This is a genomic window from Flavobacterium sp. 28YEA47A (assembly GCF_041262125.1).
Classification (GTDB): Bacteria; Bacteroidota; Bacteroidia; order Flavobacteriales; family Flavobacteriaceae; genus Flavobacterium.
The window spans coordinates 361665-377394 of the sequence record NZ_JBGCCI010000004.1; the positions used below are offsets into that span (position 1 = coordinate 361665).

Below are 15730 nucleotides of genomic sequence, written 5' to 3' on the forward strand. Positions count from 1 at the left end.
AGAAATCTTAAATGAGATCCAGAAAACAAAAAGCAATACTTGCCGCAAAAATAATCGGCGTGCTTTTTGTGCTTTTCATAGGCACATTCTTTATTTTCAGAAACTCCATATTGCAAAAGGCAATTGCTAAGGTTTCTGATAAGATGGAAAACGAATACGACAGTAATTTTTCTATAAAAAAAGCTTCTTTCCAAGGCTTTTCAGGTGTTGCCTTAGAACATGTCCTGCTGGTTCCAAAACATGCCGACACGCTTCTTAATGTGGAAAGCATCAAAACCAATATTAATTTCTGGAAGTTGCTTACGGGCGACGTACAATTAGGAACACTTCATGTAAAAAATGGCTTCATACAACTGGTGAAAGATGAAAATGGCCGCAACTTTGATGCGTTTTTGAAAAGAAAATCCAACGAAGACACGACAAACATTGAAACGAATTATGCCAAAAGAGCCTATCGTTTGCTGAACCAGGCTTTGAATTTGGTTCCGACCGATATGAATCTGGAAAACATTTCTCTTCGTATGGACGATATGGGAAGGAAAGTAAATCTGGATTTGAAAAAACTCCGATTGGAAGACAAAGAACTCGAAACTTCGATTGGCGTTACGGCCGATAACTTTCAGCAAAATTGGAAAATCAAAGGTTTTGCTGATCCTAGACATAAAAAAACAGACCTGCGCTTTTTTAATCTCGATACCGGAAAAATCCGCATTCCCTATATTGATGAACGATTCAATATGAAAGCGGGATTTGATTCCATTCGCCTGAATGTTTCCAATATTGAAATGGATGGTGGCAAGCTCCATATAGACGGCTTTACTTCTATCGTTAATTTCACCGTAAACCATCCAAAAATTGCAACCAAAGACGTAGTCATAAAAAAGGCTAAATTCGATTATAACCTGCTTTTTGGTGAAGACTTTATTGCAATTGACAGTACATCTTCAGTTACCCTAAACAAGATGAAATTTTCTCCTTATGTTTTTTATCAAAAGACCAAGGAAGATAAAAATCAGATTTATGCGCTAAAAGTTAAGATCCCGAAAATGAAAGCTCAGGATTTTATCGTTTCGCTTCCTGAAGGGCTTTTCACCAATTTTGAAGGTATGGAAGCTGAAGGAAACTTTAGCTATGATCTGGATTTTCTGTACAACAAAAACAAACCGAGCGAATTGGTTTTTGACAGCAAACTAGATAAAGAAAATCTAAAAATCACGAAATACGGCGAAGCCAACCTCAGCAAGCTCAACGGCGATTTTGCTTATAGGGCAATCATAAACGGTGTCCGACAGCGACAAATAGAAGTCGGCATGTCAAATCCGAACTATACTCCGCTGGATCAGATTTCTCCTTATATCCGAAAATCAGTACTGACTTCTGAAGATCCGTCTTTCTTCTCGCATCGTGGTTTTATCAATGAGGCATTCAAGCAATCTATTATCAAAAACATTAAAACCAAACGTTTTTCACGTGGTGCCAGTACCATCAGCATGCAATTAATCAAAAACGTTTTCCTGACAAGAGAAAAAACACTTTCGCGCAAGCTGGAAGAAATTCTTCTGGTTTATATTCTGGAAAACAACCGTATTGCCAGCAAGGAAAGAATGCTGGAAGTCTATTTCAACATCATAGAATGGGGACCTAATGTTTATGGAATTGGAGAAGCAGCCCATTTTTATTTTGGAAAACATCCGTCACAGCTGAACCTAAACGAATCGTTATTCTTGGCAAGTATCGTTCCAAGGCCACGTGGTTTTATGTGGCAGTTTGACAATCAGGGAAAGTTAAAATCTTTTGCGGAAAAGCGAAATGAATACATGACCAATCTGATGATCCGTCGTGGATTACTCACTCCTGATGATACGCTACAAAAACATTTCCCTGTAGAAATTACAGGACCCGCCCGTTCCTTTTTAAGAATAAAAGTTCCGGATTCTACTGCGGTAGATTCAATTGGGATTGATGAAGAGTTTGATTTTTAAATAACCTCTGGGCTTGAAATCCTGAAAGTGTATGTAGAAAAACTATTTAAATACTTTCAAGAACTCTTCTTTATAACTCGGAGAAATTTCTATTTCAGAACCATCTGTCAATGTCACATAACCGCCCGCTCCTTTATGGTAGGATTTTACGGAATTGACATTGATAATATGCGACTTGTGGACGCGAACAAACGGAAAGGGAAGGATTTCTGTAAAATGCTTTAAAAATCGGCAGACCATCTTTTTCTGCCCATCGGCCAGATATAAATCCGTAAAATTCCCATTTCCCCGTAGCCTGACAATATCTTCCATTTTTACGACTTCAAAACCTTCTAAAGTTGGTAGGATTACCTGTTGTTTTTCCGGTTTCGTTTCTCTGAAATTTTCGACAATGATTCTATTCCTGTTAAAAATTTCATGGTTCAGTATGTGTTGCTGTACTTTGTTTACAGCTGTAATCAATTCTTCGATACTAATTGGCTTTAGCAGATAATAAGCCGCACTCTGATTCAATGCTTTTAGCGAATACTCAGAAAAAGCCGTTGCAAAAATGGTCTCAAACCGCAAATCCTTGCACGCTTCCAGAACATCGAAAGCATTCCCAAAAGGCATTTCTACATCCAGAAAAACCAATTGCGGCTGCAATTCTTGAAGCAGCGGAACGGCTTCCTTAAAATTCTGTGCTTCGCCTATGATTTCAATCTGCGGACAATATTTCTGCACATAATTTTTCAGGACTTCGCGGGCAGCCGTTTCATCCTCAACGATAACACTTCGTATTTTTTGCATCATCATCAGATCCTATCAATTAATGGAAAACTAATTTCAACCCGTGTTCCTGTTTCATGGCTTTCTTTTTCTGAGATTTCAAGAGAAATATTCTTTTTATAAAGCTCATTCAAAAGACTTATCCTTTCGCGTGTATTAGTCATTCCCCGTGATTCATGTACTTTTTGATTGGTCGTTTTTAATTCCTGACTTTTGGTAAGCCCTATTCCATTATCGTCAATGGTTACTTTTATTTGGTTGTTTTTGAGTTTGAAATCCAATTTCAAAAACCCTTTGCCTTCTTTGTAACGAAGTCCGTGCCAGATTGCGTTTTCAAGATGCGGCTGTAAAAGCATATTCGGCACAAAAACAGCATCACCGTCCAACGCTTCATCTATGGTAATTTCATAATCGAATTTTTCATTGAAACGCAGATGTTCCAAATCCAGGTATTTTTTGAGTTGTTCTACTTCGTTATTCAGCGATACAAAATCTTTATTGGAATTTTCCATCATGTTTCGCATCAGGTTAGAATAGGAAGTCAGATATTTATTGGCTTCCAGCTCTTTATTTTCTGAAATAAACTGGTTTACAGAATTCAGGCTGTTAAAAATAAAATGCGGATTCATTTCTCTCCTTAACGACTGCAAAGCAATTTTTTTATTCTTGGTTTTAATAGAATACAATGCTTTCACGATAAAGACAAAAAGCAGAATCATTAATACCACTGAACCCAGAAGAAAATAATTAAAAGTATTTTTTTTGCTAATCAGCTCGTCTTTCAAGGCACGTTCTTTTTCCAAATGCTTGATCCGGTCCTCCGTTACCTGAAACACTTTTGAGTCTACCAGAGAATTATCAGACTTAATCAGGCTTTCAAAATTCTCAAAGAAATTTTCATACAGCTCAATGCTTTTTTCACCATTTCCTTTCGCATTATATTCTTTAATAAGCTGATCCAGACTGTTTTTTGCCAGAATGGTCTTTCCGTTCTGGATGGCAAGTTCGTAGGCTTTTTTCAAAACAGAGATTCCTTTTTCAGCTTCCTGCTGCTTAAAATAAATTGTCGCTAATTCCTGCATTTGTACAATTTGGGCTTCCGTATTGTTCTTCTCTTTCGCTTCGTTAATCAGCTTTTTGTTAATCTCGATGGCCTTGTCGAATTCATTTTCTGAAGCATAGACTTTTGCTATCTCATTTTTAATCTTAATAGCTTCCTCAGGTTTGTGTATTACATTTTCTAATGCCTTTTTATAATTCTCAACGGCCGCTTTAGCATCATTCCTATCAATATTGGCTTTAGCCATTTGCTGATAGGCATCCGCCGTTTCTTCTTTTTTACCTTCTTTTTCCAGAATTTGAATATTAGAAGAAATATAATCCTTCTTTTGTTCCGGTGCGCTGTTTTTCAATCGCTCGGCATCATTGAAATTAATTTTTTCTGCTACCTTATCCGTTGCAGTCTGGCTCGCCATTTCATAACTCACAATGGCATCTTGCGTTTTATTTTGCGATTCCTGTGCTTTGGCAATCCCGCGATTCGTAATAGCAGCTTCTTTTTTCTTGTTGCGTTTTGCATAAATATCACGGGCTTTCTTCAAATATTCTTCAGCTTTAGCATACTGTCCTTTTGCCGAAAGCTGTTTTGCTAATGCTTCATATTTTTGGGCTGTCTGTAAGTCATTTTCATCTTCCGACAATGATTTTTTTAGTTCAGATGCTGCCTGATTCAAATTATATTCTTTTAGGCTCTGCTTACTTTTTTTCTTAATAGTATCCTGTGCCATAACGGATTTCATACCGAACAGCAAAAGAAAAAAGAAGAATGTCCACTTTATTTTCATCCTATAAATATTCTATTACAGAATCACTTACGACTACTGCCTGTTTTCTGCAATGTAAAGTAAAATAATTCTGGTCTCTTATCCTATTCCTTTCACCAATTGAAAAAGGCGTTTCACCATTTGTAGAAAATTCCAATCCAAACGAAAGATAATTTTACCCTAGAAATCAATTAAAACCTAATAATCATGAAAACAAGAATTATTTCCGCAGCAGTATTCCTGGCAGCATGTTACATATCTATAGGAATCATAAACAATCGTTCTATACTGCAAGACAAAGAGGTTTCAAAAGAAAAAGACTTAGCTTCTTTGCCAGAAGTAAAAATTGAAGAAGAAGAAAAACCATGTGTTTTTATGACGGTCATGGGAGAACAACCTTCTGACGGATTTGCAGCAGCTAAAAGAGATGCAAAGATTGACGACAAGATTGTCCAAGGTGAACTTTGGCTCATTAAAGCCCAAAACAAAGACGGTGGATGGGGAGCCGGTTCACATGCCAGACAAAATGTTATGGACCCACATGCCGTTAGTTCTGATCCTGCTACTACCGCAATGACCGCAATGTCGTTATACCGCTGTGGTTACAATCTGGAATCGGGAAAATATAGTGACGTCTTGAAAAAAAGCCTGGACTATCTTTTATTGGAAATTGAAAAGACAAAAAACAATCCGAATTTTATTACTGAAGTCCGCGGCACACAAATACAGAGGAAATTAGGCGAAAACATTGATGCCGTCCTGACACTTCAATTTCTGAATCAAGTTTATCCAACGTTGAAAGACACCTCTTTAAAAACAAAAGTGCAGAAAGCAATACAGATCTGTGTCAACAAAATCGAAAAGTCGTATGATGAAACCGGAAAAGTAAAAGGAGCCGGTTGGGCCGGAGTATTGCAATCTTCCTTTGCCAACTCAAGTTTAGAAACTGCCGCAAAAAACAAGGATGTTAAGGTCAATACTGAAAAGCTCCAAAAATCTCGCGAATACCAAAAAAATAACTACAACGCAGAAAGCGAAAGCGTAAAAACAGAAGACGGTGCCGGAATCGTATTATATGCCGTGAGCAGTTCTGTGCGTGGCAGCGCAAAAGAATCTCAGGAGGCAAAAGCCATTATCAATCAGGCAAAACGTGAAGGGAAATTGGATAAAAATGCCAAGCTGAATAAAGAAAACCTGAAAAAAGCAGGTGTTTCAGAAGAACAAGCTGAAGTTTATGATGTTGCTGACAAGGTATATAATTCTGCAAAGGCAAAAGCCATGAATAAAGACGTAATCAGCGGTTTTGGAAATAACGGCGGCGAAGAGTTTTTAAGCTTTCTGCAAACCGGAGAATCCATGATTGTCAATCAGGACGATGAATGGAAAAAATGGTATGATGACGTCAGCGGCAGAATTATCAGCATCCAGAACAACGACGGAAGCTGGAACGGACACCATTGCATTACAAGTCCTGTGTTTTGCACCGCAACCTGCCTGATGATTTTATCAATTGAAAACGACATTAAAAAACTACAATAATCTAAAAAACACAAATCATGAAAACTAAAATCATTTTTGCATCCTTACTATTAGGCACAACCTTTTGCTTTGCCAGTTGCGATTTCTTTAAAAAAGAACCGAAACAAAATCCCGATCCGGAAAACAATCCCGGGCCTGAACTGGCGATGGCCACTACTCCTGATGATGATAACACAAAAATTCAGGTGGCATTGCTATTAGACACTTCCAACAGCATGGACGGATTGATTGACCAGGCAAAATCAAGACTTTGGAACATTGTAAACACTTTGACAACCTTAAAATACGAAGGGAAAAATCCAAAAATAGAAATTGCACTTTATGAGTATGGAAATGACGGCTTGTCTGCATCTTCAAATTATATCCGCCAGGTAGCACCGCTAACAACCGATTTAGATCTGATTTCTGAAAAGTTATTTTCACTCAGAACCAACGGAGGTTCGGAATATTGCGGCGCTGTAATCCAGGATGCTACAAAACAGCTTTCCTGGGGAAAAAGCAAAACAAATATGAAATTGCTTTACATAGCCGGCAATGAACCTTTTAATCAGGGAAGCATCAACTACAAAGAAGCTATAAGTGATGCTTTGAAAAACGATATTTATGTCAATACGATCTTTTGTGGCGGGTCAATAGAAGGAATCGATACTTTCTGGAAAGATGGTGCTGACAAAGGCCAGGGAAAATATTTCAACATCAATTCTGACGAAAAGGTACGCTATATTGTGACGCCTTATGATGAAAGAATTAGCAAATGCAACGACCGGTTAAATTCTACCTATATGGGCTATGGAGCGCAAGGTTATGAGAAGAAAGCAATGCAGGCAGCGCAGGACAAGAATGCGGAATCCGTTTCTTCTTCTAATTATGCAGAACGTGCCGTGAGCAAATCAAAAGCCGTATATAAAAACGAATCCTGGGATTTAGTAGACCGGGTAAAAGAAGACAAATCAGCCTTACAGAAAATCAAAAAAGAAGAGCTTCCAAAAGAGTTGCAGAATAAATCTCCTCAAGAAATCAAAGCCATTGTAGACCAAAAAACACAGGAAAGAGAAACAATACAGAAAGAAATGGCACAGTTAGCAAAACAGCGTCAGGATTATATCGATACTGAAAATAAAAAAGGCAAAAAGCAGGACGATTTAGGAAATGCTATTGCTTCTTCGATTTTAAGTTTCGCAAAAATAAAAGGCTATACTGCTGAGAAATAGACCTTAACTCAAAATATGCCTCATAAAAAAATGTATGAGGCATATTTATTTTTCTTTCGTCCCAACCTTTTGCATCTTTTTGTCCTCTTACTAAGAAAGACTAATCTTTAAAATTCAATTATGAAAAAGTTACTTATACTATTCTTGTTATTTCAGGCTACATTATATGCCCAAAAACCTGTTTTTACGACAGCTAAAGTAAAAGCTGCAACTGTTTATTTCAATGCAGCTGAAATTTCCCAAACGGCCAACATAAATCTTCCTGCCGGTACCCATGAAATTGTGGTGAAAAATGTAGCCAATTGGGTTAATGAAAATTCGATACAAATTGGAACATCGCCTACATTAACGGTACTGTCTGTACAGTTCACAGATAATTATATTTCTGAATATGAAATTGACACCAATTCTCCTTTGGTAAAAAAAGTGAAAGACAGTATCGTTATTGTTCAAAAAGAAATAGCAAAGCTTGTCAATTCCAGAATTTCTGAAGGTAAGACTATCGATTTATTGGATAAAAACCAGCAGGTTTCCGGACAAAATTCCGGATTGAATGTGACCGAATTGATGAAAATGGTAGACTACTACAAGGCAAAAAGGGCAGAATTAAGCAACAATATAAATGCCTTGGCCGAAAAAGAACAGAAACTAGCCGAGGTACTTAAAAAATTGAATGACCGATTGGAAGTCAACAACAAAAACGAAGAAAAAATCTCTTCCGGAAAACTGATCCTACAGGTTATGAATGAAGTTGCAGGAAATGTGCCGTTGGAAATTTCGTATCTGACTAACAATGCAACCTGGGCGCCATTCTATGATTTGAGAGCCAATAGCGTTGCATCGCCAATTGAAATGATGTACAAGGCTCAAGTCACACAAAGCACAGGAATTGACTGGAAAAATGTAAAACTGACCTTATCATCCGGAGTTCCTAACCAAAACAATCAGGCTCCATTGTTGCAGGCTTGGTTTTTAAGATATGGATACGTGCCGGATTATAGTCGAAATGAGGATGCAAAAAGCAATGAACTATCAGAAGTTGTGGTTCAAGGCTATACTACCAAAAAAAATAATGTAATGATCAGAGGATCTGTTTCCAACTTTACGACTATTGCAGAAAACCAATTAAACATTTCGTTTGATATCGATATTCCTTATGATGTTTTATCTAACGGCAAAAAGCATAGTGTTGCCTTAAAAGAAATAAAATTGCCTGCGACTTATAAATATTATGCCGCACCAACAGCTGACAAGGAAGCATTTCTTCTGGCAGAAATCAGCGATTATTCTAAATACAACCTGCTAAAAGGCGAAGCCAATATTATTTTTGAAGGAATGTATGTAGGCAAAACGTTTGTTGACCCAAACCAAACATCTGATACGTTAAACTTAAGCATGGGAAGAGACAAGAAAATTTCTATCAAACGCGAAAAACTAGTAGACAAATCGGGTACAAAATTCCTGTCTGCATACAAAGTACAGACATTTACTTTTGAAACCACGGTAAGAAACAACAAGAAAGAGGCTGTACAACTAACGCTCAAAGACCAATATCCGTTGAGCACCGATAAAGAAATTGAAATCGAATTGAAGCAGAGTGACAATGCAAAAGTCAATGCGGAAACAGGAATACTAACCTGGGATTTGAATCTGAAACCAAATGAAACTAAGAAAATCCGAATCAGTTATACGGTCAAATATCCTAAAAACAAGATTATCGACAATCTTTAAAACAAGAGAGCCTCATTATAATAATGAGGCTTTTTTATTAAAAAAATACTTATATTTTAAAAATGTAAACATTTCATTATGAATAATTTCAAATTTTATTTTATAAATTTACTTCCTAACCTAATTGCTATAAAATGAAAACAACACTACGATTATTAGTACTACTATTCTCAACTTTTGCGTTTTCGCAGACGATAGGAATAGTTCCTTTTGCAACGGGATTCAGTAATCCAATTGAAATTGCCCATGCAGGTGACTCGAGATTGTTTATTGTGGAACAAGGCGGAGCCATCAAAATCCTGAACTCCAATGGCACGACAAATGCTACGCCTTTTCTCAATCTTTCAAGCATCATAAGCTGTTGTGGTGAAAGAGGACTTTTAGGTCTTGCTTTCCATCCAAATTATGCTACCAACGGCTTTTTTTATGTCAATTACACAAATACAGCAGGAAATACCGTAATCGCACGTTATTCTGTTAGTGCCAATCCGGACATTGCCAACACCACAGGTACTATTCTGATGACCGTCAACCAGCCTTTTTCCAACCATAACGGAGGAACCATAAAATTTGGCCCTGACGGCTATCTGTATATCGGAATGGGAGATGGCGGAAGCGGTAATGATCCAGGAAACAGAGCGCAAAATATCAATGAACTTTTGGGAAAAATGCTGCGTATTGATGTCAATTCGGGTTCTCCTTATGGAATTCCACCTACTAATCCTTATGCCGGTGCTATACCTGGCGCTGATGAAATCTGGGCTATCGGTTTGCGAAATCCGTGGAAATTTTCTTTTAACAGGCTTAATGGCGATTTATGGATTGCAGACGTCGGCCAAGATTGGATTGAAGAAATCAACAAGGTTAGCTCAACTGCTGCCGGACTAAACTATGGTTGGAGATGTTATGAAGGTAATGCCGCAAACATTACAACCGGCTGTCCCGCTATGTCGACCATGACTTTTCCAATTGCACAATATACGCATACTTCAACTGGCGGTTGTTCCATTACCGGAGGTTACGTCTATACGGGCAACACCTACCCTGCTATGCAGAACAAATATTTCTTCGCTGATTATTGCGTCAACCGTATAGGAATGGTTGATACTTCTGGCAACATTACCTATTCTGCTAATTTTTCCGGCAGTAACTCCTTTACTTCTTTCGGAGAAAATTCCAGCGGCGAACTGTTCATAACAGGAACTGGCCAGAATATCGTCTACAGGGTTATCGATACCGCATTAAGCAATGATGATTTTACAAAAAATGGATTTTCCATGTATCCTAATCCGGCAGATTCTCAACTTTTCCTTTCCAATTCTAACGGAACTGTTCTTCAAAAGATTTCTATTGTTGATTTATCCGGAAAACTCCTGATAGACCAAAGGTTGGAAAACACGCCTGTAAACACCATCAACATCGGTTCGTTGCAAACGGGAATTTATGTTGTTACTGTAGAAGATACATCCGGTAATACGTTTACATCAAAACTGGCAAAAAAATAATAACCAGATAATATAAAAAAGAAAGCCTGTTTAACAACAGGCTTTCTTTTTATGGAGCGGGATTAGGACGTATGGCCTGAATTTCATCAATGGCTTTTAGCACTTCTTCTGAAAGAACCGTATGCCTTGAATTGATATTTTCTTCGAGCTGTTTCAGGTTTGTTGCTCCTATTATTGTTGCCGTCACAAACTGTTGCTGACGGATAAATGCCAAAGACATTTCTGTTAGCGTAAGTCCGAATCTGGTTGCTGTTTCCTGATATAAGGCTGTCGCTTCTTTAGTCTGTTGCGAATTGTATCTTATAAAATTAGTGAACAGGTTCAATCGCGCCTCAGGATGGCTTTCTCCTGTCAGGAATTTTCCCGACAATACGCCAAACGCCAATGGTGAATAGGCCAGCAATCCTACATTTTCACGATAGGCCGTTTCTGAAAGTCCAACCTCAAATGTACGGTTTAGCAAAGAATATGGGTTTTGGATTGTAGATATCCTAGGCAGGTTGTGCTTTTTGCTTTCTTCCAAAAAACGCATTACGCCCCAAGGTGTTTCATTGGAAACGCCTATGGCTCGAATTTTTCCTTCCTGAATCAATTCCTGGAATACTTCCAGAATATCTTTCATGTTGTCTTCCCAGGCATCTTCCTGAATTTTGAATCCACGTTGCCCGAACATATTTGATTTTCGTTCCGGCCAATGCAATTGGTATAAATCAATATAATCTGTCTGGAGTCGTTTCAGGCTTTTTTCTACAGATGCTTTTATGGTCTCTTTATTGAATGTCAGGTCTTCTCTAATATATTGCATTCCGCGGTTAGGCCCTGCAATTTTGGAAGCAAGAATGATATCGTTTCTTTTTCCTGATTTATGAAGCCAGCTTCCTATAATTCTTTCGGTTTCACCTGTTGTTTTTTCACGTGCCGGCACTGGATACATTTCTGCCGTATCGATAAAATTGATTCCTTTATCCAACGCAAAGTCAATCTGTGCATGTCCTTCTGCTTCGGTATTTTGCTGTCCGAAGGTCATGGTTCCAAGACATATTTCGCTGACTTTTAGATTGGTGTGTGGAAGTGTATTGTAGATCATTTTTTATTTAAGGTACTAAGTTGCTAAGGCGCTAAGGTTCTAAGTTCTTTTTGAGATGCAAAGGTACTAAGTTTTTTTAGGGATTGAGCTATTAAGGTTCTGAGGTGCTAAGGTTTTGGGATGTCTGTTTAAATAAAAAAGACCCAGGACATTTGTCTTGGGTCTTTATATTATAAACAAAAAACTTTATCGCTTAAATACTTAAAGCCTTAGTGTCTTAGTACTTCAGCAACATAGCCTCTTTTCCTATAATTCATTCAACATCTTAGATATCTCATCCAATTTAGGAGTTAAGATAATCTCGATTCTTCTGTTTTTGGCTTTTCCTTCTGCTGTTTCGTTAGGTGCTAATGGAGCATATTCTCCACGTCCTGCAGCTGTAAGGTTCTTTTTGTCGATGGATTTGTTTTCTGCCAGAATGTTTACGATAGCCGTAGCACGTTTTGTAGATAAATCCCAGTTGTCTGTGATTTGTCCTGTTCCGCCATAAGGCACATTGTCTGTATGTCCTTCAATAAGTACAGCAATGTCCGGATTAACACCCAAAACTTTACCTACTTCTACTACTGCTCTTCTTCCTTCTGTTCCTACTGACCAGCTACCTGAACCAAAAAGTAGTTTGTTTTCCATAGAAACATATACTTTCCCATTTTTTTGCTCTACTGTCAGACCTTTTCCTTCAAAACTGTTTAGTGCTTTAGAAAGTGTTTCTTTCAACTTTCTCATGCTTTCTTCTTTTGCAGCAATCATTCCTTCTAATTCATCAACTCTTGAAGAACGTTCTTTTAATTCTGCTTGCAATTTGTTCAGTCTTTCCTGTTCTGCTGCCAATGCTTTTTCTTTTGCTTCAAGCTGGGCTAACAGTTCGCGGTTTTTCTTCATATTGGTATCCAATGCATCGCCACTGTTTTTTTCCAGTGCAGAATAGGATGATTTTAACGTGTTCAGGTTAGCACTTGCTGCTGCATAATCTGCTGCAAGCTTATCTCTTTCCGCTTTTAGTTTTTCCAATTGCGATTTCAAATCCTTGCCTTCAAGATCCAGCTGGTTTTTCGCTTTTGTCAGGTTCTGGTTTTCGTCAGAAAGACTCCTGTTTTCTTTTTTTAGGTTAGCATATTTGTCTTCAAGTTCTTTATAAACTTTGGACGAAACACACGAAGTAGTTAATGCCAGGGCTAATACTCCAAGCGATACTTTTTTAATCATGATTTTGAATTGGTTTTTATTTATTTCTTACTAGTTATCAATTTCTACTAAAACCGGACAGTGGTCAGAATGTTTGGCATCCGGCAATATTACGGCTCTTTTCAATCTGTTTTCGATAGGACGGCTTGCCAATATATAATCAATCCTCCAACCCTTATTGTTGTTTCTGGCGTTGGCTCTATAGCTCCACCAGGTATAATTATGCGGGTCTTTATTAAAATGCCTGAACGAATCTACAAAACCACTTTTCATGAAAAGATCCAGCCAGCTTCTTTCTTCCGGAAGGAACCCTGATACTTTCGCATTTCTGATTGGGTCGTGGATATCGATAGCTTCGTGGCAGATGTTATAGTCTCCGCAAATTAAAAGATTTGGAATTTCTTTTTTGAGATTGTTGATGTAATTTTGGAAATCATCCATATACATAAACTTATGGTCTAATCTCAAGATGTTCGTTCCCGACGGAAGATAGAGACTCATAACCGAAAAATCATCATAATCCACACGAAGGTTTCTTCCTTCTGCATCCATGTGTTCTATTCCGGTACCGAAAACTACATTATTGGGTTTTGTCTTGCATAAAATAGCGACTCCGCTATAGCCTTTCTTTTGAGCCGGAAACCAATAATTATACGGATAACCCGCCTTTTCAAATTCCTCTAACGGAATCTGGTCTGGCGTTGCTTTGATTTCCTGAAGACAGATAATATCCGGATCAGCATGTTGTAGCCATTCCAAGAAGCCTTTCGTAATGGCGGCTCTTATTCCATTGACATTGTAGGAGATAATTCTCATAGTTGCTGTAGATTTTGACTTTTTCAAAAGTAAGTAAAAAAAGATTATTTCTGCAGTCAAAATCTCTGGTCTGATAGGGCGAAAAAAATGGATGTGTTAACTCAATTTTGCTATCTTTGTTTTTTTCGCACAAAACAGATGATAGATGGGGTTAGTTACCGCTAAAGAAGTTGCAAAAGCAATAAACACAGATAAATACGGAGTTTTGGGAACTTTTTCAGGCTGGCTGTTAATGAAGATACTCAAGATTTCCACACTAAATAAAATCTACGACCGGAACAAACATCTACAAAATGTCGAATTCCTTAATGCCATATTGGACGAATTCCAGATTAAATTCGAAATCCCGGAAGAAGATTTGAAGCGCCTTCCAAAAGACGGTGCCTATATTACTATTTCAAACCATCCGCTAGGCGGAATTGACGGTATCCTGCTTTTAAAGCTTATGCTGGACAGGGAACCTAACTTCAAGATTATTGCTAATTTCCTTTTGCATAGGATTGATCCTATGAAACCGTATATTATGCCCGTAAATCCTTTTGAAAATCATAGGGATGCCAAATCGAGCGTAATCGGAATCAAAGAAACGCTGCGCCATTTAAGTGATGGAAAGCCATTGGGAATGTTTCCTGCCGGTGAAGTTTCTACCTACAAAGATGGAAAATTGGTTGTAGATAAACCTTGGGAAGAAGGTGCCATCAAACTGATTAAAAAAGCTAAAGTTCCTGTTGTGCCGATTTATTTCCACGCTAAAAACAGCAAACTTTTTTATTTTCTTTCTAAACTTGATGATACTTTAAGGACTGCAAAGCTGCCTTCGGAATTACTAACGCAGAAAGACCGTGTAATCAAGGTAAGGATTGGCAAGCCGATTTCTGTCAACGAACAGAACGAATACGATAAAATCGAAGAGTACTCTGAATTCCTCAGAAAAAAGACTTACATGTTAGCTAATCCTTTTGAAAAGGAGACCAAGTTGATTGATACCTCAAACCTAAAAATTCCGAGAAGTCCAAAACAGATTGCAATGCCTGCCAATCATGAGCAGATTGTCAACGAAGTCAATGCTTTGAGACAGACAGACTGCCGATTGCTTCAAAGCAAGAACTATGAAGTGTTTTTTACTGAAGCGAATCATATTCCAAATATCCTACATGAACTGGGACGTCTCAGAGAGATAACATTCAGAGAAGTGGGCGAAGGAACCAACCAGTCATTGGATTTGGATCAATTTGACCAATATTACCACCATATGTTTTTATGGGACGATGATACCAAAGAAATTGCAGGTGCTTACCGAATGGGTCTTGGTGCAGAAATCTTCCCTAAATATGGAATCGACGGATTTTACCTTCAAGAGCTTTTCCGATTTGAACCGGAATTGTATGATATGATGAACAAGTCCATTGAAATGGGGCGTGCTTTTATCACAAAAGAATACCAGCAAAAACCTATGCCATTGTTCCTGCTTTGGAAAGGAATCGTGCATACGACCCTGCGCTATCCGGAGCATAAATTCCTGATTGGCGGCGTAAGTATCAGTAATCAGTTTTCTGATTTTACAAAATCGCTGATGATTGAGTTTATGAAATCACATTATTATGATCCTTATATTGCGCAATATGTGCATCCTAAAAAGGAATTCAAGGTAAAACTTAAAGATGCGGATAAGGATTTTATATTTGATGAAGCCGAAGCCGATCTTGTCAAATTTGATAAGCTTATCGATGAGTTGGAACCAGGTAACCTGCGCCTTCCGGTATTGATTAAAAAATACATCAAGCAGAACGCCAAAGTTGTGGCATTTAATGTGGACCCGCTGTTTAACAATGCTGTTGACGGATTGATGTATATTCGAATTGCCGACATTCCGGAAAGTACCATGAAACCGGTAATGGAAGAATTTCAAGCGGAATTGGAAAGAAAACTGGCCGAAAAAGGAGAGAAATTATAGTTCAGAAACAAAGCAAATAAAAGAACTTTGCTACTCTGCGCCTTTGCGTGAAAAATAGCTCGCAAAGATGCTGAGCCGCAAAGTATGGAACATAAAAAAGCCTGAGAAATTCTCAGGCTTTTTTATTGG

11 protein-coding genes are annotated in these 15730 nt (G+C 38.0%); 6 read left to right on the forward strand and 5 right to left on the reverse strand.

The features are described 5' to 3' along the window. The first annotated feature begins 11 nt into the window (after positions 1 to 11). Positions 12 to 1982 (forward strand): transglycosylase domain-containing protein, encoded by a 1971-nt coding sequence (locus ABH942_RS07945; protein WP_370030823.1) that lies wholly within the window; start codon positions 12 to 14, stop codon positions 1980 to 1982. 42 nt (positions 1983 to 2024) lie between these two features. Here ABH942_RS07945 and ABH942_RS07950 read toward each other — a convergent pair whose 3' ends face one another. Together ABH942_RS07950 and ABH942_RS07955 are read right to left on the reverse strand one after the other, a co-directional pair. Then, positions 2025 to 2777 (reverse strand): LytR/AlgR family response regulator transcription factor, encoded by a 753-nt coding sequence (locus tag ABH942_RS07950; protein ID WP_370030825.1) that lies wholly within the window; start codon positions 2775 to 2777, stop codon positions 2025 to 2027. Continuing rightward, positions 2777 to 4594: a histidine kinase gene (locus ABH942_RS07955; RefSeq protein WP_370030826.1), complete on the reverse strand. Its 1818-nt coding sequence runs from the start codon at positions 4592 to 4594 to the stop codon at positions 2777 to 2779. The genes ABH942_RS07950 and ABH942_RS07955 overlap by 1 nt, the downstream gene beginning before the upstream one ends. Positions 4595 to 4780: 186 nt before the next feature. On the opposite strand from ABH942_RS07955, the gene ABH942_RS07960 reads away from it, so the two are divergent. The 4 genes from ABH942_RS07960 to ABH942_RS07975 all read left to right on the forward strand — a co-directional run bounded on the left by ABH942_RS07960 (position 4781) and on the right by ABH942_RS07975 (position 10559). After that, a complete protein-coding gene (locus ABH942_RS07960; RefSeq protein WP_370030828.1) occupies positions 4781 to 6112 on the forward strand; it encodes a hypothetical protein in 1332 nt (443 codons plus the stop codon). Between the two features lie 17 nt (positions 6113 to 6129). Then, entirely contained in the window at positions 6130 to 7323 is a 1194-nt protein-coding gene (locus ABH942_RS07965) for a VWA domain-containing protein (RefSeq protein ID WP_370030829.1), read from the forward strand. A gap of 120 nt (positions 7324 to 7443) precedes the next feature. After that, the gene (locus ABH942_RS07970) at positions 7444 to 9054 is read left to right on the forward strand and encodes a DUF4139 domain-containing protein (RefSeq protein ID WP_370030830.1); all 1611 of its coding nucleotides are present in this window, start codon (positions 7444 to 7446) and stop codon (positions 9052 to 9054) included. A 134-nt stretch (positions 9055 to 9188) separates the two neighbouring features. Continuing rightward, positions 9189 to 10559 (forward strand): PQQ-dependent sugar dehydrogenase, encoded by a 1371-nt coding sequence (locus ABH942_RS07975; protein WP_370030831.1) that lies wholly within the window; start codon positions 9189 to 9191, stop codon positions 10557 to 10559. Between the two features lie 49 nt (positions 10560 to 10608). Here the strand turns inward: ABH942_RS07975 and ABH942_RS07980 are convergent, their stop codons facing one another. The 3 genes from ABH942_RS07980 to ABH942_RS07990 form a co-directional block, all read right to left on the reverse strand. Beyond that, complete coding sequence (locus ABH942_RS07980) at positions 10609 to 11646, reverse strand: NADP(H)-dependent aldo-keto reductase (protein ID WP_370030833.1); 1038 nt, start codon at positions 11644 to 11646, stop codon at positions 10609 to 10611. Between the two features lie 246 nt (positions 11647 to 11892). Continuing rightward, complete coding sequence (locus tag ABH942_RS07985) at positions 11893 to 12852, reverse strand: OmpA family protein (RefSeq protein ID WP_370030835.1); 960 nt, start codon at positions 12850 to 12852, stop codon at positions 11893 to 11895. A gap of 30 nt (positions 12853 to 12882) precedes the next feature. Then, positions 12883 to 13647: an exodeoxyribonuclease III gene (locus tag ABH942_RS07990; protein WP_370030837.1), complete on the reverse strand. Its 765-nt coding sequence runs from the start codon at positions 13645 to 13647 to the stop codon at positions 12883 to 12885. A 145-nt stretch (positions 13648 to 13792) separates the two neighbouring features. Here ABH942_RS07990 and ABH942_RS07995 point away from each other — a divergent pair, with 145 nt between their 5' ends. Then, entirely contained in the window at positions 13793 to 15601 is a 1809-nt protein-coding gene (locus tag ABH942_RS07995; RefSeq protein WP_370030839.1) for a GNAT family N-acyltransferase, read from the forward strand. Positions 15602 to 15730 lie beyond the last annotated feature (129 nt).

Bases quoted from the DNA above. Each gene is read 5' to 3' on its own strand.
- ABH942_RS07945 (WP_370030823.1), top strand. From the start codon at position 12: ATGAGATCCAGAAAACAAAAAGCAATACTTGCCGCAAAAATAATCGGC.
- ABH942_RS07950 (WP_370030825.1), bottom strand. From the start codon at position 2,777: ATGATGATGCAAAAAATACGAAGTGTTATCGTTGAGGATGAAACGGCT.
- ABH942_RS07955 (WP_370030826.1), bottom strand. From the start codon at position 4,594: ATGAAAATAAAGTGGACATTCTTCTTTTTTCTTTTGCTGTTCGGTATG.
- ABH942_RS07960 (WP_370030828.1), top strand. From the start codon at position 4,781: ATGAAAACAAGAATTATTTCCGCAGCAGTATTCCTGGCAGCATGTTAC.
- ABH942_RS07965 (WP_370030829.1), top strand. From the start codon at position 6,130: ATGAAAACTAAAATCATTTTTGCATCCTTACTATTAGGCACAACCTTT.
- ABH942_RS07970 (WP_370030830.1), top strand. From the start codon at position 7,444: ATGAAAAAGTTACTTATACTATTCTTGTTATTTCAGGCTACATTATAT.
- ABH942_RS07975 (WP_370030831.1), top strand. From the start codon at position 9,189: ATGAAAACAACACTACGATTATTAGTACTACTATTCTCAACTTTTGCG.
- ABH942_RS07980 (WP_370030833.1), bottom strand. From the start codon at position 11,646: ATGATCTACAATACACTTCCACACACCAATCTAAAAGTCAGCGAAATA.
- ABH942_RS07985 (WP_370030835.1), bottom strand. From the start codon at position 12,852: ATGATTAAAAAAGTATCGCTTGGAGTATTAGCCCTGGCATTAACTACT.
- ABH942_RS07990 (WP_370030837.1), bottom strand. From the start codon at position 13,647: ATGAGAATTATCTCCTACAATGTCAATGGAATAAGAGCCGCCATTACG.
- ABH942_RS07995 (WP_370030839.1), top strand. From the start codon at position 13,793: ATGGGGTTAGTTACCGCTAAAGAAGTTGCAAAAGCAATAAACACAGAT.